The sequence below is a fragment of the Bradyrhizobium sp. 482_C4_N1_8 genome (assembly GCF_052075965.1).
GTDB lineage: Bacteria > Pseudomonadota > Alphaproteobacteria > Rhizobiales > Xanthobacteraceae > Bradyrhizobium > Bradyrhizobium barranii.
This window is the reverse complement of sequence record NZ_CP197231.1, coordinates 5,387,683-5,407,497: the sequence shown is the minus strand read 5'-3', so window position 1 is coordinate 5,407,497 and position 19,815 is coordinate 5,387,683. Positions and strand designations below refer to the sequence as shown.

The following is a 19,815-nucleotide window of genomic DNA, read 5'->3' as shown; positions in this document are numbered from 1 at the left end:
GCACATGGCAATCAGGTTCGACGGACGTGTCGCCATCGTCACCGGCGCGGGCAATGGCCTCGGACGCGCGCATGCGCTGGGGCTGGCCAGCCGCGGCGCGAAGGTCGTCGTCAACGATTTCGGCGGCGCGCGTGACGGCAGCGGTGGCTCGTTGTCGCCGGCCGAAGCCGTCGTCGAGGAGATCCGCAAAGCCGGCGGCACCGCGATGGCCGACGGCGCCGACGTCTCCAATTTCGAACAGGTCACCGCCATGGTGGAGCGCGCCACCAAGGAGTGGGGCAGCGTCGACCTGATGTGCGCCAATGCCGGCATCCTGCGCGACAAGTCGTTCGGCAAGATGGAGGCCGCCGATTTCCAGAAGGTGCTCGACGTGCATCTCGTCGGCACCTTCTATTGCTGCAAGGCGGCCTGGGCCGGCATGCGCGACCGCAATTACGGCCGCATCGTGCTGACGACGTCGTCCTCCGGCCTCTACGGCAATTTCGGCCAGGCCAATTACGGCGCGGCCAAGTCTGGCATGGTCGGCCTGATGAACGTGCTGGCGGAAGAGGGCCGCAAGACCGACATCCGCGTCAACATCATCTCGCCGACCGCGGCGACCCGCATGACGGAAGAGCTGCTGCCGCCGCAGGCGCTGCAACTGATGAAGCCGAACGCGATCACGCCCGCTGTCGAGTACATGTTGAGCGAGGACGCACCGACCCGCACCATCATGGGCGCCGGTGCCGGCTCCTTCGCCGTGATCAAGATTGTGGAGAGCGAAGGCATCAACCTGCCGGAATCCGAATGGACGCCGGATGCGGTCGCCGCGCATTTCGCCGAGATCAGCGACATGTCGAAAGCGAAGGCGCTGCAGGGCGCGTTCGAGCAGACGCAGAAATACGTGGCGCAGGCCGCGGCACGGGCGGGGATCAAGCTCTGACTGACATCGTCGTCATCGGCGCCGGTCCCGCCGGGCTGATGGCGGCGGAGGTGCTGGCGCAGGGCGGCGCCCGCGTCAGTGTCTACGACGCCATGCCGTCCGCGGGCCGCAAATTCCTGATGGCCGGTCGGGGCGGGCTCAATCTCACCCACAGCGAGCCGCTGCCGCAGTTCATGGCGCGCTATCGCGAGGCGGCGCCGATGCTGCGAGCGGCGATCGCAGCGTTTTCGCCGGATGCGTTGCGCGTCTGGAGCGATGCGCTGGGGGAGCCGACCTTCGTCGGCAGCAGCGGGCGCGTGTTTCCAAAGGCGTTCAAGGCCTCGCCCTTGCTGCGCGCCTGGCTGCGGCGCCTCGATGCCGCCGGCGTGCGGTTCGCGTTTCGTCATCGCTGGACCGGCTGGGACGGTGAGGGGCGGTTGCTATTTCGCACCACCGATGGGCAACGGCCGATTGAAGCCAAGGCCACAGTCCTCGCGCTCGGCGGCGCAAGCTGGCCGCGGCTGGGCTCCGACGGCGGCTGGGCCGATATCCTTGCATCCAAAGGCGTTGCGATCTCGAAGCTGCGGCCGGCTAATTCCGGCTTCACCGTCGCATGGTCCGACGTGTTCCGCGACCGCTTTGAGGGCCAGCCGCTCAAGGGCGTGGCGCTGACGATCGGGGCGCATACGGTCCGCGGCGAAGCCATGATCACGCGCAGCGGCATCGAAGGTGGCGCCATCTACGCGTTGTCGGCCGAGCTGCGCGAGGCGGTGCTGGGTCTCGGGCAGGCGACGCTGACGATCGCATTGCGGCCCGACCTCGACGTGGCCGCGCTGACCACGCGCCTGTCGGGCACGCGCGGCAAGCAATCGCTCGCAAATTTCCTGCGCAAGGCGGCGCAGCTGTCGCCGGTCGGCATCGGCCTGATGCAGGAGGCCGCCATCGCATCCGGCCGGCCGCTGGCGTCGTTCTCGCCGGCGGAGCTTGCGAAGCTGATCAACGCCATTCCGGTTCAGCTTACCGGCGTTGCCCCGATCGAGCGCGCGATCTCGACGGCGGGCGGGGTGACCTTCGACGAGCTCGATGACCACTTCATGCTGCGAAAGCTGCCCGGCGTGTTCGCCGCCGGCGAGATGCTGGACTGGGAGGCGCCGACCGGCGGCTATCTGTTGCAGGCGTCGTTTGCGACGGGGGCGGCGGCCGGAAGGGGCGTGTTGCGATGGCTCGCGTCGTCCTGATCACGACGTGCCGGTCCTGGTCAGAAGATCGGTGAGAAGACCTAGCACACCAAAGCTCGCCGCGACCACGCAGACAGCGGTCCAGCCGCCAAAACTCCAGGCCAGCGAGGCCGCTGCGGAGCCGACGCCGCCGCCGATGAAGAACAGCGCAACGAACAGGCCGTTGATGCGGCCGCGCGCCTCGGGGTGCAGCAGATTGACGGCGCGGCGGCCGAGCGTCTGGTCGGCGGTGATGCCGACGTCGAGCAGGATCGTGCCGAGGCTCAATACCAGCAGTGCCGCCATGCGGGACTCCATCGCACCGGCCACGGCGCAGAGCGCGAGCGAGCCGATGATGAGCAGATGCGCCACAAGAAACAGCGGGCGCGCCCAGCCCTTATCGCCCCAGCGGCCAGCGAGCGGTGTCGCCGCGGCGCCTGCGACGCCGATCAGCGCGAAGGCCGCGATGCCCTTGGAGTCGAGGCCGAATGGCGCCTCCGGCAGGCGGAGCGCGACCGCCGACCAGAAGGCGGTGAAGGAGGCCATGACCAGCGATGCGGTCCAGGCCCGCACGCGCAGCACAGGTTCTTCCCGCAGCAGCTTTGGGAACGAGCGGAGCAATTCGCCGTAGCCGACGCGGGCTGCCGGTCGCAGCGTCGGCAGATAACGGCCGAGCGCACCCGCGAGGAACGTCATCAGGATGGCTGAGGCGAGATAATAGGCACGCCAGCTCCAGAGATCTGCGATCAGGCTCGCTGCTGGCCGCGACAGCAGGATGCCGATCATCAATCCACTCATGACTTCACCGATGGCCTGGCCGCGACGCTCGGGCGCCACCATCGAAGCCACGAGCGGAACCATCATCTGGATCGCGGCGCAGGAGGCGCCGAGAACGAACGTGGCGAGCAATAAAAGCGACGGCGTCGGCGCCAGCGCCGTTGCCAGCGCCGCGAAGATCGCGCAGCCGAGCGTGCGCAGGATCAGGCGCCGGTTCTCGATAAGATCGACCAGCGGCACCAGCAACAACAGGCCGAGCGCATAGCCGAGCAGCGTTAGCGTGCTGACGAGGCCAGCCTGCCAGGCGGTCATGGCCAGCGACCGGCCGATCAGTCCAACCAGGATCTGCGGCGCGAACAAATTGGTGACGACGACGCCGGTGGTGATGGCGCCGAGCCAGATCAGGGATCGCTCGGCAAGTTGCTTCGGGGATGCGTGCTTGGTGGTTTCGGAGATGGTCATGGGACCTCGCGGGCAGGGTACGGGGTCCCCTTTAAGCGGGGTGACTAATATGCTACAATTCAATTAAGCCTATAAAGAATATGCGAGTTCGTTATGAATACCCATGACCTTGTCGCCTTCGTCGCTGTGGTCGAGACCGGATCAATCGTTGCCGCCTCGACGCGCCTCAATCTCACGCAGCCTGGCGTAACCCGGCGCATCCAGAATCTCGAGGAGATGCTGGGCGCGCAGTTGTTGGACCGCCTGTCGAAACCGTTGAAGCCCACGGCCGCAGGTCGTGAGGCCTATGAGCAGGGCCGGCGCCTTCTTCGGATGCTGGACGACCTCAAGTCAGGCGTCGCCAATGACGGCGTTGTACGCGGCGAGTTCAGGCTCGGCCTCACGCCGTTTCTCTCCGAAGCCGGACTCAGCGCGCCGCTCGACGCGGTGCGTGCCGAATTTCCGGCACTGAGCGTGCGCGTCGTCTCGGGCTGGTCGCCCAACCAAGTCGAGCGGGTCAGCCGCAACGAGCTGGATGCCGCCGCGATCTGCCTGCCTGACGGGGCAACGCCGCCTGCCGATCTCGTCGCCGACGATCTCGGGTCGCAGCCGGTGGTGTTCGTCGTCGCGCGCGACATGAAGATTCCGCGCACCGTCGACCTGGAGCGCCTGTCGCAGCTCTCGTGGGTGATCAATCAGGACGGTTGCGGATTTCGCGACACACTCAAGCGTCGCTTCGATGCAGAGCATTTACCGTTCACCGTCGCTGTGGAGGCGCTGGACAGCGAGCTTCGGCTGTCGCTGGTGTCACGCGGTCTGGGCGTCGGCCTGGTCACGCCGATCGGGCTGAAGCGCAGCGCATTTCGCGACAAGCTCAAGCCGGTCGCTGCGCGGGAGTTCAATCCCGCCGTCCGCGCATGGCTGGTGCATCGCCCGCCGGCCGGGCGACTGACTCGCCCGATTAACCTGTTCCGCGACGGACTGGATCGGGAGCTGCAAACTCTAATTCGCGCCTAGCGCAGCTTCCCGCGCGCGGCCACCGGCAGCGTGCCGATGATCTCATCGCCGCGCACCATCACGACCTCGTCCATCATGTTGACGACGACGCAGACGTGATTGGGCACGATGCGGACGACGTCGCCGACATTGGGGCGCGTGTTGCTGCGGGAGAGGTCGAGGAAGCCGTGTTCTTCCGCGAAGCGCGCAATTTTGGCCTCGGGGTGCTCCAGGATCAGGCCGTGGCCGTCGAGGCCGCCGGTGTCCGTCGTCAGCGTCTTCGAGCCGGCGTCCAGAATGCCGCGCTTGGGTGCGGCGCGGCTGACGACGGTCGAATAGATGTGCAGCGCGCAATCGTCCCAGGTGGCGGAGCCGGCCGCGACCTGCATGCGGTCGTTGTAGATATAGGTGCCGAAGCGATGTTCGGTGCCGCCCTTGAGCTTGCCGAGATTCTTCAGGTTCGGCGTGCCGCCAGTCGAGACGATTTTGGCGTCCAGTCCGTGCGCGCGCACGCCGGCCAGCGCCTCGTCGTAGAATTTCTGCGCGTCGGCCCAACCGGTCTCGGTCGGGTACAGCATGAAGCCGGCGAATTCGAGCCCCTTGGACCCGGCGATCTCGCGGGCCAGCGCAATCGCCTCAGCCGGGGTCTCGACGCCCGCGCGCTTGCGCCCCGTATCGCATTCGACCACGACCGAGAGCGGACGACCCGAGGCTGCGGCTGCCTTGGGCAGGCCGGCGACGACCGTCGAGTTATCGGCAGCGACCGTCATGTTCGCCTTCGCCTGCAGCGCGCCGAGGCGCGCCATCTTCTCTTCGCCGAGCAGATTGTAGCTGATCAGGATGTCGTCGATGCCGGCATTGGCCATGATCTCGGCCTCGCCGAGCTTCTGGCAGGTGATGCCCTTCGCGCCGGCCGCAACCTGCAGCTTGGCGATCGTCGGGTTCTTGTGCGTCTTGATGTGCGGCCGGTTGGCGACACCCGCATCGTCGCAGGCCTTCTGGATCCGTGCGATGTTGCGCTCGACCCGGTCCATGTCGATGACGGCGCAGGGCGTGCCATATTCACGGGCGATTTTGGCGGCGAGGGGAGTGGTCATGAGTTAAGCCTGTTCAATCTCTTCGCGGAGCATTTCCAGTTCGAGCCAGCGCTCTTCGGCGGCGGACAATTCGTCGTGCGCCTTGGCGATGGAGGCGGAGGTGTCGTCGAATTTCTTGCGGTCTTTGGTGTAGAGATTGGGATCATCAAGGAAGCGCTGCAGCTTGGCAATGTCGGCGTGCAGGGTCTCGATCTTCTTCGGCAGCGTTTCCAGCGCGTGCTTCTCGTTGAAGCTCAACCGACGTTTTGCCGTGGCGGGCGGAGCAGCCAGCCGCTCCTCTTTCTTCTCCGCGGGGGCTTGCGCCTTCGTCGTCTCGCGCTTGAGATCGGCACCGCGCTGCGCCAGCATGTCGCTGTAGCCGCCGGCATATTCGGTCCACTTGCCGTTGCCTTCGGGTGCGATCACGGACGTGACGACGCGGTCGAGGAAGTCGCGGTCGTGGCTGATCAGGATCACGGTGCCCTCGTAGTCGCCGAGCATGTCCTCGAGCACGTCGAGCGTCTCGAGGTCGAGATCGTTGGTCGGTTCGTCCAGCACCAGCAGGTTCGAGGGCTTTGCCAGCGCGCGCGCCAGCATCAGCCTGCCGCGCTCACCGCCCGAGAGCACCTCGACAGGCGTGCCGCGCTGCTCCTGGGCGAACAGGAAGTCCTTCATGTAGCCGACCACATGCTTCGGTTTGCCGCCGACCATGATCTGGTCGCCGCGGCCGCCGGTTAGCGCCTCGGCCAGCGTCGACTTGGGATCGAGGCTTTCGCGGTGCTGATCGAGCGTGGCCGTCTCAAGATTGGCGCCGAGCCGCAAGATGCCGGAATCAGGCTCCGCGCCGCCGGTCAGCAGGTTGACCAGCGTGGTCTTGCCGGCGCCGTTCGGTCCGACGATGCCGAGCCGGTCGCCGCGCTGGATGCGGGTGGAAAAATTGTCGACGATCACGCGGTCGCCGAAGGCCTTGGTGATGCCCTTGGCCTCGATCACCAGCTTGCCGGATTGCTCCGCTTCGGACGCAGCGAGACTGGCGGTGCCGGCCGTGCCGCGATAGTTGCGGCGCTGGTCGCGCAGTGCATGCAGATTGCCGAGCCGCTTGACGTTGCGCTTGCGGCGGCCGGAGACGCCGTGGCGCAGCCAGTGCTCCTCGTCGACGATCTTGCGGTCGAGCTTGTGTTGGTCGCGCTCTTCCTCGGCGAGCACCTCGTCGCGCCAGCTCTCGAACGAGGCGAAGCCACGATCGATCTGCTTGATCTTGCCGCGGTCGAGCCATGCGGTCGAGCGCGAGAGATTGGTGAGGAAACGGCGGTCATGGCTGATGATCACCAGCGCGCCGCGGCGGCTGTCGAGCTCCTTTTCCAGCCATTCGATGGTGGAGAGGTCCAGATGGTTGGTCGGCTCGTCCAGCAGCAATATGTCGGGCGAGGGCGCCAGCACGCGTGCCAGCGCGGCACGGCGGGCCTCGCCGCCGGAGACGTTGGCCGGGTTCTCGTTGCCGGTAAGCCCGAGCTGCTCCACGAGGTAGCGTGCCTGGTACGGGTCGTCGCCGGGCGCGAGGCCCGCCTCGACATAGGCGAGCGTGGTCTTGTGGTCGCCGAAGTCAGGCTCCTGCGGCAGATAGCGAACGGTGGCGCCCGGCTGCACGAAGCGCGTGCCGCCGTCGGGCTCGACGAGGCCGGCTGCGATCTTCAGCAGCGTCGACTTGCCGGAGCCGTTGCGGCCGATCAAGCAGACGCGCTCGCTCGGCGCGACGTTGAGCTCGACGCCGCTCAGCAGCGGCGTGCCGCCAAAGGTGAGCTTGATGTCTTTGAGTTGGATCAGGGGCGGCGCCATGACTAGCCTTGATTCAAATTCTGGCTCGTCGCGGCCTGGTCGGCACGGCGGCGCTGGATCCGGCGCAGCGTCTGGTCGAGCGCGGAGAGGAACGCGGAGCGGTCGCGCGGCGCGAACGAGCGTGGGCCGCCGGTGACCTCGCCGGCCGAACGCAGATCCGTCATCAGATTGCGCACCGCCAGCGTCATTCCGATCGACTCTTCCGTGAACGGCTTGCCGTTCGGTGCGATCACGTCGGCGCCCGCTTTCACGCAACGGCTCGCCAGCGGAATGTCCGATGTCACGACGACGTCGCCCGGCTTGGCCCGCTCCGCGATCCAGTCGTCGGCGGCATCCATGCCGGCGCCGGCCGCGATCCGCTCGATCATCGGGTCTTGCGGAACGCGGATGAAGTTGCCGGCGACCACGCTCACGGGCACTCCGTGCCGGAGCGCGACGCGGTAGATCTCGTCCTTCACCGGGCAGGCGTCGGCGTCGACATAGATGCGGGTGGGGGTATCAGTCATTCGCCGCGTGGTACCCCATTCGGGCCGCAAAGGCGAGGGGATTGACCGGTGTTCCCGGGGGCCTACGATCAACCCTGAAACAACAAGAATTCAGGGAAAGGCCCGCCATGCCGAACCGGCTCGAAACCTACCGCGTCGAGGCCTACAACACCGCCAAACAGTCCGAAAACAAGATGCATGACGACACGGTGGCGCGCCGCTTCGGCTTTTCCGGCGGGCTGGTCCCCGGCGTCGATGTCTTCGCCTACATGATGCACGTGCCGGTGGCGCGCTGGGGCCGCGATTTCCTGTCGCGCGGGCTGGTCGAGGCCCGCTTCATCAAGCCGGTCTATGACGGCGAGACCGCCGATGTCGATGCGACCGAGCACAACGGCCTGCTCACGATCGAGGTGTTCAGCCGCACCGAACTCTGTGCCACGGGCACGGCCTCCCTGCCGGTGGCCGCGCCTGTGGTGTCGCTGAACGACTATGTGGCGGTGCCGGTCGTAGCCGAACGCAAGCCGGTCAGCCCAGCGACTTTCGAGACCGGCAAGTGGCTCGGCACGATGCCGCGCCGCTGGGCCGGGCAGGACGCGACCGATTATCTCGCCGACGTCAGGGAAACCGATCCGATTTTTGCGCGCGAGGGGCTCGGCCATCCCGGCTTGATCCAGCGCGTGATGAATCGCGTCCTCGTCGACAACACGATTTTGGGCCCGTGGATCCATGTCGGCAGCCGCATGCAGCTGCTGTCGGCCGCGCGCGCCGGCGACGAGATCACCGCGCGGGCAAAAGTCATCGCGAATTACGAGAAGAAGGGCCACCGCTTCGTCGAGCTCGACGCGCTGGTCGTCGCCAACGGCACGACGCCGCTGGCGCACTGCCAGCATACTGCGATCTACCAGCCGCGCGAGCAGGCGGCGGCCTGAAAGCCAGTTGAGGTCTCCTTGCGCGCCCTCGTTTGTTTTGGAATAGCACTCCTTTTGTCACTCCAGGCGCTTTGCGTCGTGCATGCCGCCGGACCGGTGTCCGATAGTGTGTCGCTCAGCGAGCAGACGACGACGTGGAGCACCGTCAAATTCGCCGTCGATGCGGAGAATGGCTTTGTCAGCGGGTCGCTCGACAAGAGCGTGATCGTCGAACGCAGTTTCAAGTCCTACGTGCTTGAGAATCGATATCTGAGGGTAACGCTCGTGCCCGAATTCGGAGGGCGTATTCTTTCCATGGTCTACAAGCCGACCGGCCACGAGCAGCTCTATCGAACGGAAGTCGGAGTGCCCTACGGCATGAAGGCCGGAAATTTCTACTACGACTGGCTGATGGTGTACGGCGGAATCTTTTCAACGTTCCCGGATGCCGAGCACGGCAAGACGTGGCTGAAGCCGTGGGCTTTCCGGGTGGTGAAGCAGGGCGCCGACGAAGTCACGGTCGTGATGTCGTTCCGGGATGACTTCGACTATTCCGCGCGGCCGAGCAAGTTCAGGGGCGCGACCGGCATCGAGGCGAGCTACTACGTCACGCTGAAGGCCGATCGTGCCGCACTCGATGCGCGCGTGGTGCTGAAGAATCCGAACGACGAGGCTGTCCAATACGAATACTGGACGTGCACGACGCTCGCTCCGGGATCGGAGCCGAAAAATCCCAAGGCAACGGGCGGCGCCGAAATCATCGCGCCGATCCGAACTTTCACGACGCCTGCCTGGTCGGCCAATCTGGCCGACGGCGACGAGAGCGCGGGTATGGGCAGGCGGCGCTTCGGAAACCTGCGCTACTTCAAGAACTGGCCAACGATGGGCATCGCCTATGCTGCACCAGATATGCAGGGCGGGAATTTCTGGGGCGTCATCAACCATGACAATGCAGAAGGAATTATTCGCATTGCGGACAATACCCTCACGCGGGGCCTGAAAATGTGGACGTGGGGGTTTCCGTCGTTCACCGGCGAAACCGATGCCCGGAAGGATCCGAACGAGTGGCGGCCGTATGTCGAATTATGGGCGGGCGTGTCAGACCAGTTCTTCCACAGCACAGATTTTCCCGCACGCAGTGAGGTGTCGATTCCGGAAACCTACAGCCCGACCGTCGGCATGAGCAACGTGACGCATGCGAACGAGAAAATCCTGATCAATTTCTCGGCCGAGGCGTCTCGCGCTGTTCTCGAGTTCTTCAGCGTCGAACCGGCCATCCCGTTGCTTGTCACGTTGAAACAGGGTGACACGGCTCTGTTCAGCGGGGTCGTGAGCGCCGATCCGAACAACGGAAATCGCATTTCGGCAGCGATTGCCGACGGCCGCAGCGGGGAAAAGATACGGCTAACGATCACGACCACGGAGGGAAAGGAGTTGATCGCCGCCGAAACAGCGATCAAGTGATCTCTTTCGGAATGCCGGTCGAACCCCCGGCGTTGTCACGATCGCGGAACTCCCCCTACGCCGCGTTGCCCTTCGCATCCTGGATGGCGCGCCACACCCGCTCCGGGGTCAGCGGCATGTCGATGTGCTTGATGCCGTAGTCGGAGAGGGCGTCGAGCACCGCGTTCACCACCGTCGACAGGCTGCCGGCGCAGCCGGCTTCGCCGCAACCCTTGCTGCCGAGCGGATTGGTCGTGGCCGGCACCGGATGATCGCCGACCGTCATGTTCGGAACGTCCTCGGCGCGCGGCAGCGCGTAGTCCATCAGCGAGCCCGTGATCGGCTGGCCGCTCTCGTCGTAGCGGACGTGCTCCATCAGCGCCTGGCCAATGCCCTGGACGACGCCGCCATGAAGCTGGCCCGCGACCAGCAGCGGGTTGATCACCGTGCCGAAATCGTTGACCGCGCTGTAGCGCACGATCTGCACCACGCCGGTATCAGGGTCGATCTCGACCTCGGCGACGTGGCAGCCGTTCGGGAACGCCGAGGGCACCGGTTCGCTGGTATGGTCGACGTCGAGGCTGTCAGGCACGCCGTCCGGCACCTTGCCGTCATGCAGCTTCCTGGCGAGCTCCATGATGTCGATGCTGCGGTCGGTGCCGGCGATGGTGAAGCTGCCGTCGGCGAACTCGATGTCGGCCTCGGAGGCTTCCAGCATATGCGCCGCGGCGCGCTTGCCCTTCTCGATCACGAGCTTGGCGGCGCCCACGATGGCCATGCCGCTCGCCGTGATGGAGCGCGAACCGCCGGTGCCGTTGCCGGTGTGGACGATGTCGCTGTCGCCTTGCTCCAGCTTCACGCTGTCGAACGGCACCCCTAATTGCGCGCACAGCACCTGCGCGAATGCGGACGCGTGGCCCTGGCCGTAATCGAGTGTGCCGGTGATGAGCTGTACCGAGCCATCGGGATCGAACACGATCTTGCCGAGTTCGGGGCTCGGCGGCGCGGTGACCTCGAGATAGGAGCCGACGGCGATGCCGCGCAGCTTGCCGATCTTCTTGCTCTCTTTCTTGCGCTTGGCGAAGTTCTCGTGGTCGGAGATTTCGAGCGCCTTGTTGAACACCGCCTGGAAGTCGCCGCTGTCATAGGTGACGCCGGAGGAGGCCGGGAACGGCATCTGGTTCGGCTTGATGAAGTTGCGCTTGCGCAAGGTCAGCCGGTTGATGCCCATCTCGTCGGCGGCTCGGTCGATCAGCCGCTCCATGTAGTAGTTCGCCTCGGGCCGGCCGGCGCCGCGATAGGCGCCCATCAGCGTGGTGTTGGTGAGCACCGTCTTGATGTCGACGGCCATCAGCGGCGTGCGGTAGACGCTGGAAAAGTTCTTTCCGGTGTTGAGCGAGAGCGGCCCCGGCGCGACGCCGGTGATGTAGGCACCGAGATTGCCATAGCCTTCAAGCTTTGCCGCGAGGAAGTGCCCTTCGGCGTCGAGCGCCAGCTCGGCATGGATTTTCTGCGCACGGCCGTGGCTGTCGGAGAGGAAGCTGGTGGAGCGTTCGTCCAGCCATTTCACCGGGCGGCCAAGCTCCTTGGCCGCGTACAGGATGCACATGTATTCGGGGTAATTGACGTTCTTCATGCCGAAGGAGCCGCCGACATTGGCGGTGAGGACCCGCACCTTCTCGTTCGGCACCTTCAGGTTCTTGGCGAGGTTGGCGCGGTTGCCCGCAACGCCCTGCGTCGGCATCTGGATGGTGTAGCGCTCGGTCTTCTTGTCGTAGGAGGCGAGCCCCACGCGCGGCTCCATCGAGACGACGGCGACGCGGGTGTTCTCGATGTCGACCTTGGTGACGTGGGCGGCACTGGCGAAGGCCGCGTTCACCTTGTCCATGTCGCCATAGTGGTAGTCGAGTGCGACATTGTTCGGGATGTGGTCATAGAGCAGCGGCGCACCGGGCCTGGCGGCTTCCTCGGGATCGGTCACCGCCGGCAGCGGCTCGATATCGAGCTCGACGGCTTCGGCGGCGTCGCGCGCCTGCGCCAGCGTGTCGGCGACCACGAAGGCGACGGGATCGCCGACGAAACGGACCTTGTCGGTCGCCAGCGGTTGCCGGTTGGTCTGGAGCAGGGGGGAGCCGTCGCGGCTCTTCAGCGGCAGGCCGCAGGTGAAGGGGCCGTATCCGGCGGCATCGAGGTCCTTGCCGGTCCACACCCCCAGCACGCCGGGCATCGCCCTGGCGGCGTCGGTGCCGATGCCGCGAATGAGCCCATGGGCATGGGTGGAGCGGACGACCACGGCATGGGCCTGGCCGGGCAGGTTGAAATCGTCGGTGTAGCGGCCCTTGCCGCGCACCAGCGTATCGTCTTCCTTGCGGCGGACCGGCTGCCCGACGCCGTATTTTTGCAGTGCAATAGCGTTTTCGAGCGTGGACGATTTGGTGTGTTCTTGCATGGAATTGACCTGAAAAGCCGGCAATCGCGCGTTTTGGGGGGCGCCTGGAGGACCGGACCCTCCAAAAATAACCCACGGTCCCGTTCACGACAACGCACGAATGGGCATGGTCCCATGTGATGCGTTGTTGCGCAGGCTTGCCGCGCTGCTAATGTTTCAGGCGAAAAAGCAATTCCAGATCGGCCCCATCGGGCCGCGGAAAGACAATTTGTATGAATGACCACACGCGGCTCCGCGACGGCCATGCGCCGCACGGTGGGCTGGATGGGTCGATGGCGGCGGTGGCGTTGGCCCCCGAACCGGCCGTCGTCGCGCAAGCGCCGGGAACCGGCGTCTATGCGGCGCTGGACCTCGGCACCAACAATTGCAGGCTCCTGATCGCTTGTCCGACCAGCGACGGCTTTCGCGTGGTCGATTCCTTCTCGCGCATCATCCGGCTCGGAGAGGGCGTCTCGGCGACCGGCTGCATCAGCGAGGCCGCGATCGAGCGCGCCGTCGCCGCGCTCAGCATCTGCCGCGACAAGATCAATTTGCGCAAAGCCAAGCGGCTGCGGCTGATCGCGACCGAAGCCTGCCGGGCCGCCTCGAATGCGGAAGGTTTCCGCAGCCGCGTCGCGGCCGAGACCGGCATCGACCTCGAGGTGATCGACCGCGAGACCGAGGCCTCGCTCGCCGTGCTCGGCTGCGCGCCGCTGGTCGACCCCAGGGGCCGGGGCGCGATCCTGTTCGACATCGGCGGCGGCTCGACCGAGCTGGTGCGGATCGAACGCGATCCGCAAAATCCGGAGCCGCGCATCAAAGCCTGGATGTCGATCCCGCTGGGCGTCGTGACGCTGGCCGAGCAGTTCGGCGGCCGCGACGTCACGCCGGAAATCTATGCCGCGATGGAGCAAGAGGTCGCCAACCACGTCGCACCGTTCGCCGAAGCGCACGGCGGCGATCTCGCCGACATGCACCTGCTCGGCACCTCGGGCACGGTGACGACGCTCGCCGGCATCCATCTCAACCTCGCGCGCTACGACCGCCGCCGCATCGACAGCATCTGGATGAACGATTCCGACATCACCGCGACCATCAGCAAGCTGCTCGGCATGAGCTACGAGGAACGCGCCAACAACAGCTGCATCAGCGTCGAGCGCGCCGATCTCGTGCTGGCCGGCTGCGCCATCCTCGATGCTATCAGGCGCGCCTTTCCGCTGCCGCGCCTGCGCGTCGCCGACCGGGGCCTGCGCGAAGGCATGCTGGTCGAGATGATGCGCGAGGACGGCGCACTCAGGAGCTGGTGAGATGGCCAAGGACACCACCGGCCGCTTGCACGTCCAGGTCAAGACCGGCGGCAAGCGCAAATTGTCGTCGAAGCTGTGGCTGGAGCGGCAGCTCAACGATCCCTATGTCGTCAAGGCGAAGGCGCTCGGCTATCGTTCGCGTGCCGCGTTCAAGCTGCTCGAGATCGACGACAAATACCGCCTGCTCAAGCACGGCATGGCCGTGGTCGATCTCGGCGCTGCGCCGGGCGGCTGGAGCCAGATCGCCGCCAAGCGTGTCGGCTCGGTCGACGGCAAGGGCAAGGTCGTCGCGATCGATCTGTTGGACATGCCCGAGATTGCCGGCGTCGACTTCGCGCAGCTCGACTTCATGGACAACGACGCACCCGCGAAGCTCACTGCGATGCTCGGGGGCGGCGCCGACATCGTGATGTCCGACATGGCCGCCAACACCACCGGCCACCGCAAGACCGACCAGCTCCGCATCGTCGGCCTGATCGAAACGGCGGCCGCGTTCGCCTGCGACGTGCTGAAACCGGGCGGGGCATTCCTGGCCAAGACGTTCCAGAGCGGCGCCGACGCCGATCTGCTGGCCCAGCTCAAGCGCGATTTTGCGACAGTGCGGCATGTGAAGCCCGCGGCCAGCAGGCAGGATTCCTCCGAGCGCTATGTGCTGGCGACGGGGTTTCGCGGCGGGCAGCCGGACTCGGGCTGACGTGTCACGCTCACATCAGCATGACATTCACATCGATAACATCTTGAGCTGATAGATACATCATCTGCAATTTCAGCGGGTGAGATCAATCCATGCCGTGCCTTCATCGACAACGCTTGCGCGTTTGCAAGCATCGCCTGTCCCTTGCCTCGGTCTCCTTGCTGGCGTTGGCGTCGCTCGGCTTTGCTTCGGCGACGACGTCGCGTGCAGGGACGTCGATCACGGTCAGCACCCAGAGGCCTTACAATATCGGCCTCAGCGGCAACGACGATCTCGGTGATCTCAAGAAGATCTACCAGAGCGCGAACAGCCCGTCCGAGCAGGCTCTCGACCAGTTCAACCAGATCATCACCGATACCGGCATGAAGCGGACGCGCCTGCTGCTCAGCGATGTCTATTGCGATGTCGATCAGACCGGCGATGTGTTCGGGTACACGCAGGACGGCGTTTTCCATCCGGGCGACTGCCAGCCTCTGGCCTGGCATCTTGAGTGGGCCCTGGGTCGCGGGCTCTCGCCTCACGTGGCGGTCGCGGCCTTCATGCCGCCGCGCCTGGTGCAATACGGACCTGGCGAGAGTTGGAATCGGAACGGGCCGGCTCCGGCACTTTTCCAGAAATACGCCAACGCTCTCGTGCGATATATCGCGAAGAAATCGTTCGACGGCGGGGCGTCATCCGTCATCTTCGAGGTCAGCAACGAGGCCGATATCGCCGATTCAGCCCCGGAGAACTGGAGCGACACCAATCCATCCGCCTACAGGCTCAAGCCATTGGGGTCATGGGGCCGTTGGCTGTGGTGGATGGATCCGGCCAAGTATGTCCTCAACCAGTGGACCCCGCTGCAGACCCACGTGATGTCCAACGCCGAAGATCCGACCTTGTCGTACCCCTACGGGCTCGATGCGCGCCGTCTGCCCAGGCAGCTCTTGCCGGTTCAGAAGGTCTTCTCGAAGGCGATCGTGAACATCAGAAACGAACTCGCCGCCAACCACAGTTATAACGGCAAGACGCTGGAAATAGCCGGGTCGGCCCTGGTCGGACTGAGCTTCAACTATTATCCGGCGGAGAATCTTCCGACGCTGGAGGAAGTCTTCCTCGACCAGACCTTCAATCCGCTGGCCGACACTTACTTGGCAAAATTCAACGCGCGGCTCGATCGTTTTTCGTTCCACTATTACGGCTCGACAGACGGCACCGGCGGTTTCGCGTTCTTCGACAATCTGGTCGACAAGGCCAAGGCCAAGCTGGACGCCTTGAAGAAGAACAATGCCAACATGCCCGACGTTAAACTGTTCCTGTCGGAATGGGGCCCTACGGCCTATGAGGCGACTGACGTCAATTATTCGCACAAGGGGGCGGCCTGGACGGCGGCGTTCCTGTCCGAAGCCGTGAAAAAGAAGATATCGATGGGGTCGTACCTCATTATCGGCGACGGCCAGGGGGATCCGAACATCACACCTTTCCTCGGCCAGGCCAGCCTGCTCCACAAGGTGCCGCACGGCGACAAGCCGGCCGACTACTACCCGAAGCCGGTCGCGAACCTCTTCAAGATGTACAACAAGATGTCCGGCCAGCGCGTGCAGGCCGCTCTCACCGGCGGGTCGGGCTCCCACCTCAATGCGTTCGCGACCTGGGACGGCGCTAACTCGACCGCGAACATCATGGTCTACAACTATGATCCGACACGTGTCTTCGGCAACAACATTTCGACCGAGACGCCGGAGGGGATTTCGCTTGAGGTCGACAACCTGCCGTTCAGCAATGGCTCGACCGTGACGATTGAGCGCTACCTGATCGATGCGAATACCAGCAACCTGGCGAAGTTCTATTCCGATCCGACCCACCCCGATCCCAACCTGCAGAGGATATTGCTGCAGCGAACGATCAATAGCGGAAAGCTCGTCCTGACGGGCGACGCGCTCGGGCTGGGTGTCGTGCTCTACCGAATATTGCCGCCGACGGTGGTTCCCTAAATTAGTTGAACGCAAACCAGACCTTGGCGACGAATGTCGCGCCGCACCAGTTCGAGACCAGGCCGTCCGGGTTGGTGATCGGATTGACACGGCCGCCCGGCCGCGCATTTGGATCGCCTGTAAAGACGAAGCAGTTTTCCTTCGACAGATTGGTGTCGTAGTAGCGCAGATCGAGGTTGAGCGCCTTGTGCGTGAACGTCACGCCAGCCTGCCAGTTGAGATAGGCAGGCAGCGGGAAGCCGCCGAGTTGCGGGGTCTGGTTGCCAAACCAGGAATAGCCGGCGGCGGTGGTGAACGACACGGTCAGGTTCTGCAGCAGAAGCCGCTCCGGCACGTCGAAGCCGACTCCGGCCGCCACATATTGGCTCCAGGCGCCGGTGTTCGAGACGTTCGGAGAATAGGCGTAACCGCCGGCGACGCGGAACTGATCGCCGATGCGTCGATCGCCGCGGACCACGATCTCCCAATAATTGATGCCGTTGGTCTCGCCAGGAAGTCTTTCACCGGGATAGGCGAAATAGGTCGCCCCAAGATCAAAATCGATCGTGGCAATCTGCGGGCGCATGCCGGCGGCAAAGGTGAGTTCGGCGGCCGGTTGGGTCGGCAGCTTGACGGTGGCGACCGTTGTGCCGGCGTAGAGCGGGCCCCATCTCGTCTCGAAGGCGGCGCCAGCCGCGGGGCCATGATCGGACAACGTGGTCCCGCGATAGATGTAGTCGGATGCAAGCCCCGCGCGAGCGCTGAACTCGAACTCGTCGGCAGGCGTTGCGTGGGTGGTGTCGGCCGCCGACCAACCGCGGTTGCCGAGGCCGAGCGCCCCGGCCGAGGATTGGGCCAGCGCCAAACCGCCGGTCATGGGTGCAAGCCACAATCCGGCCAGCGCGGCAAGTAAGGCGCCGCTTGCACCCCGAAACGATGCTTCGTGTCGCCGCAAGTCGATCATCCTCCCAGAGCGACCGCGATGCCAACCAGCGTACTACCGACAGCCACCATCGCAAGTCCCGCCACTGAAGGCCGCAGCCCGCTACGAACCCCGAACACGTAACCGCAACAGAAGAGCATCACGATGGCGACGGCATAGGAGACGCGCAGCGCCAGTCTGGCATCGCTCAGGAACAGGAACGGGATGACCACCGGGAAGGTCGACAGGAAGCTCAGCAGGCAAAGGCCGAGCGCTCCGATCCAGTCACGCTTCGTCAGCCCTGGACCGGGAGCCGGCTCAGGCAATTGTTGCAACCGTTGCCGCAGCGATTCCAACTGCTCTACGGGCAGCATGGCCGACAATTCCGGCGGCAGTGCGTCGGCAATGACGCGGCGCGCTGCTTCGGGATCCGGCGCCTTGCGGATCGCGCGGAGGGTCAGAATCTTGTCTCCCCGGTCATTGATGCGCGCCAGCAGATAAAGACCGCCGTCAACGATGCCCCAGGCGAGGTTGCAGCCGAGCGCACCAACCAGCATCGTCTGAACATTGATATTGGTCCCGGTCGCGACACCAAGCGAGCAGATGAAGGTAAGGGCCATGATCAGCCCGAACAAAGTCTCCGAGATCCGTTCCATCGGATCAAGTACGTCCCCGAACGGAGTATCCCGTCCCAATAGAGCCATGGCCTGGTCTTCGATCACCGTTTGCAGGTGTCATCGAGGCTCATGTCCGGCTTTCGCTCCTTGAGCTAGGTCAAGGCGGCTGGGCACGAGTGCTGGGCCGACCGGCCGGCGGACGCCGCCCGTGCCCGCCACATCGTGGACGATTTTGCGACGTCGGGTTCTGACCGACGTCACTCGGGCCTGATAGCGCCTTAGCCGAGCCTTTGGTCCCGCACGTCCTGCGTATCCTCCGTCGCCGTCTTGACGGCGGCGGTCGCGGCGCTCTTTGCGGCCCCCTTGCGGCTGGCGATCTCCACCGCCTTGCGGCCGGAGATCTCGTGGCCGGCGTCGGCGGGCATCTGCCAGAAGAACCAGCTCGACGCCGCCGAGGTCAGCGCGATCACGACGAAGGCCGGCGCGAACACGGTGGCGTCGATCTCGCTGACATGGTTGAACCACATCGTCGTTTCCACGCAGGCCGCGCCGACCGCGACGCCGGCGGAGACCGCGAGCTGCTGGTTGACGCTGACCAGCGTGGTGGCGCGGCTCATCTGCGCGGTCTCGACGTCGGCATAGGCCACCGTGTTGATCGCGGTGAACTCCAGCGAGCGGAAGAAGCCGCCGACCACCAGGATCACCATGATGATGAGCAGCGGCGTCGTCACCGTGAACAGTGCGCAGACGCCGAGGAAGAACGCGCTGACGATCGCGTTCACCGTCATCAAATTGCGGAAGCCGAAGGTGCGGATGATGCGCGCGGCCAGCGTCTTCATGCCCATGGCGCCGAGCGAGGAGCCGAAGGTGACGAGGCCGGAACGGAAGGGCGACAGCCCGAATCCGATCTGCATCAGCAGCGGAAGCAGGAACGGTAGCGCGCCGATGCCGAGCCGGAACATGAAGCCGCCGAAAACGGCCGCGCGCAGCGTCGGCAGCTTCAGCAGCGAAAAATCCAGCACCGGCGAACCCGTCCGCCGCGCGTGCAGGACGTACAGTGTCATCGAGATCGCTCCGCCCACGACCAGCGCCGCGACCGTGCTCCAGGGCAGAAGGTTGAGCCCGGCGACGGAGAGACCGAACGCGATGCCGGCGAGGCCAACGCCCGCGAGCACCATGCCGTAAAGATCGAACGGTTCCCGCGTCTCGCTCTTGATGGGATCGATGAAACGCAAGGCCATGAAGATGCCGAGCAGCCCGATCGGAATGTTGATCAGGAAGATCCAGTGCCATGACGCATAGGTCGTGATGAAGCCGCCGAGCGGCGGGCCGATCACGGGGCCGATGAGGGCAGGGACCGTCACCCAGGCCATTGCGTTGACCAGCGCGCTCTTGTCGACCGAGCGCAGCAGCACCAGGCGCCCGACCGGCGTCATCATCGCCCCGCCCATGCCCTGAAGGATGCGCGCGAATACGAAATCGGTGACAGAGGTCGAGAGTGCGCAGCCGATCGAGCCGACCATGAACACGCCGACCGCGATCGCGAACACCATGCGCGCGCCGAACCGGTCCGCAGTCCAGCCGCTCGCCGGGATGAACACCGCGAGCGACAGCAGATAGGAGGTGATGGCAAGCTTGAGCGTCAGCGGGCTCGTGCCGATGTCGGCCGCGATCGCGGGCAGCGAGGTGGCGATCACCGTCGAATCCATGTTCTCCATGAAGAGAGCGGTGGCCACGATCAGCGGAATGACGCGTTGCTTTTCGACCATGACGGATTGGTAATGAAAATCAGAAGGAAAGGTGGACTTGCGGCTT

General features: G+C 65.0%; 16 protein-coding genes. 8 read left to right on the top strand and 8 right to left on the bottom strand.

The window, feature by feature from the left end; genetic code table 11:
* Window positions 1-4 precede the first annotated feature (4 nt).
* Both AB7Z56_RS26205 and AB7Z56_RS26200 read left to right on the top strand, forming a co-directional pair.
* Window positions 5-922: an SDR family NAD(P)-dependent oxidoreductase gene (locus AB7Z56_RS26205; protein ID WP_071914878.1), complete on the top strand. Its 918-nt coding sequence runs from the start codon at window positions 5-7 to the stop codon at window positions 920-922.
* A complete protein-coding gene (locus AB7Z56_RS26200) occupies window positions 919-2,139 on the top strand; it encodes an NAD(P)/FAD-dependent oxidoreductase (RefSeq protein ID WP_441256838.1) in 1,221 nt (406 codons plus the stop codon). Before AB7Z56_RS26205 ends, AB7Z56_RS26200 begins: the two co-directional genes overlap by 4 nt.
* On the opposite strand, the gene AB7Z56_RS26195 is transcribed toward AB7Z56_RS26200, so the two are convergent.
* Window positions 2,140-3,357 carry an MFS transporter gene (locus AB7Z56_RS26195; RefSeq protein WP_354176739.1) on the bottom strand — a complete coding sequence of 406 codons (1,218 nt, stop codon included), beginning with the start codon at window positions 3,355-3,357 and terminating at the stop codon, window positions 2,140-2,142.
* Window positions 3,358-3,450: 93 nt separating this feature from the next.
* Here AB7Z56_RS26195 and AB7Z56_RS26190 point away from each other — a divergent pair, with 93 nt between their 5' ends.
* Window positions 3,451-4,353, top strand: a complete 903-nt coding sequence (locus tag AB7Z56_RS26190; protein ID WP_071914874.1) for a LysR family transcriptional regulator — start codon at window positions 3,451-3,453, stop codon at window positions 4,351-4,353.
* On the opposite strand, the gene AB7Z56_RS26185 is transcribed toward AB7Z56_RS26190, so the two are convergent.
* The 3 genes from AB7Z56_RS26185 to AB7Z56_RS26175 are packed head-to-tail and all read right to left on the bottom strand — an operon-like array spanning window position 4,350 to window position 7,750.
* Window positions 4,350-5,429, bottom strand: coding sequence for a D-TA family PLP-dependent enzyme (locus AB7Z56_RS26185; RefSeq protein ID WP_441256485.1), 1,080 nt, complete (start codon window positions 5,427-5,429; stop codon window positions 4,350-4,352). The two genes, AB7Z56_RS26190 and AB7Z56_RS26185, sit on opposite strands and share 4 nt — an antisense overlap.
* 3 nt (window positions 5,430-5,432) lie before the next feature.
* Complete coding sequence (locus tag AB7Z56_RS26180; RefSeq protein WP_063983806.1) at window positions 5,433-7,244, bottom strand: ABC-F family ATP-binding cassette domain-containing protein; 1,812 nt, start codon at window positions 7,242-7,244, stop codon at window positions 5,433-5,435.
* A gap of 2 nt (window positions 7,245-7,246) precedes the next feature.
* Window positions 7,247-7,750 carry a YaiI/YqxD family protein gene (locus AB7Z56_RS26175; RefSeq protein WP_063983805.1) on the bottom strand — a complete coding sequence of 168 codons (504 nt, stop codon included), beginning with the start codon at window positions 7,748-7,750 and terminating at the stop codon, window positions 7,247-7,249.
* A 107-nt stretch (window positions 7,751-7,857) separates the two neighbouring features.
* On the opposite strand from AB7Z56_RS26175, the gene AB7Z56_RS26170 reads away from it, so the two are divergent.
* Both AB7Z56_RS26170 and AB7Z56_RS26165 read left to right on the top strand, forming a co-directional pair.
* The gene (locus AB7Z56_RS26170) at window positions 7,858-8,658 is read left to right on the top strand and encodes a hypothetical protein (protein WP_063983804.1); all 801 of its coding nucleotides are present in this window, start codon (window positions 7,858-7,860) and stop codon (window positions 8,656-8,658) included.
* A gap of 18 nt (window positions 8,659-8,676) precedes the next feature.
* Complete coding sequence (locus AB7Z56_RS26165; RefSeq protein ID WP_441256484.1) at window positions 8,677-10,101, top strand: DUF5107 domain-containing protein; 1,425 nt, start codon at window positions 8,677-8,679, stop codon at window positions 10,099-10,101.
* A gap of 55 nt (window positions 10,102-10,156) precedes the next feature.
* Here AB7Z56_RS26165 and AB7Z56_RS26160 read toward each other — a convergent pair whose 3' ends face one another.
* Entirely contained in the window at window positions 10,157-12,529 is a 2,373-nt protein-coding gene (locus AB7Z56_RS26160; RefSeq protein ID WP_063983802.1) for a xanthine dehydrogenase family protein molybdopterin-binding subunit, read from the bottom strand.
* Between the two features lie 212 nt (window positions 12,530-12,741).
* Between AB7Z56_RS26160 and AB7Z56_RS26155 the strand changes: the two genes are divergently transcribed.
* The 3 genes from AB7Z56_RS26155 to AB7Z56_RS26145 all read left to right on the top strand — a co-directional run bounded on the left by AB7Z56_RS26155 (window position 12,742) and on the right by AB7Z56_RS26145 (window position 16,482).
* Entirely contained in the window at window positions 12,742-13,815 is a 1,074-nt protein-coding gene (locus AB7Z56_RS26155) for a Ppx/GppA phosphatase family protein (RefSeq protein ID WP_259257891.1), read from the top strand.
* 1 nt (window position 13,816) lies between these two features.
* Window positions 13,817-14,509 carry an RlmE family RNA methyltransferase gene (locus AB7Z56_RS26150; protein WP_071914858.1) on the top strand — a complete coding sequence of 231 codons (693 nt, stop codon included), beginning with the start codon at window positions 13,817-13,819 and terminating at the stop codon, window positions 14,507-14,509.
* A gap of 116 nt (window positions 14,510-14,625) precedes the next feature.
* A complete protein-coding gene (locus AB7Z56_RS26145; protein WP_441256483.1) occupies window positions 14,626-16,482 on the top strand; it encodes a hypothetical protein in 1,857 nt (618 codons plus the stop codon).
* Window position 16,483: 1 nt separating this feature from the next.
* Here the strand turns inward: AB7Z56_RS26145 and AB7Z56_RS26140 are convergent, their stop codons facing one another.
* From AB7Z56_RS26140 to AB7Z56_RS26130, 3 genes are all read right to left on the bottom strand, one after another.
* On the bottom strand, window positions 16,484-17,338 hold the full coding sequence (locus AB7Z56_RS26140; protein ID WP_441256482.1) for a TorF family putative porin: 855 nt from the start codon (window positions 17,336-17,338) through the stop codon (window positions 16,484-16,486).
* An 83-nt stretch (window positions 17,339-17,421) separates the two neighbouring features.
* Complete coding sequence (locus AB7Z56_RS26135; RefSeq protein ID WP_354176727.1) at window positions 17,422-18,105, bottom strand: VIT1/CCC1 transporter family protein; 684 nt, start codon at window positions 18,103-18,105, stop codon at window positions 17,422-17,424.
* A gap of 173 nt (window positions 18,106-18,278) precedes the next feature.
* On the bottom strand, window positions 18,279-19,769 hold the full coding sequence (locus tag AB7Z56_RS26130) for an MFS transporter (RefSeq protein ID WP_441256481.1): 1,491 nt from the start codon (window positions 19,767-19,769) through the stop codon (window positions 18,279-18,281).
* Window positions 19,770-19,815: the final 46 nt, after the last annotated feature.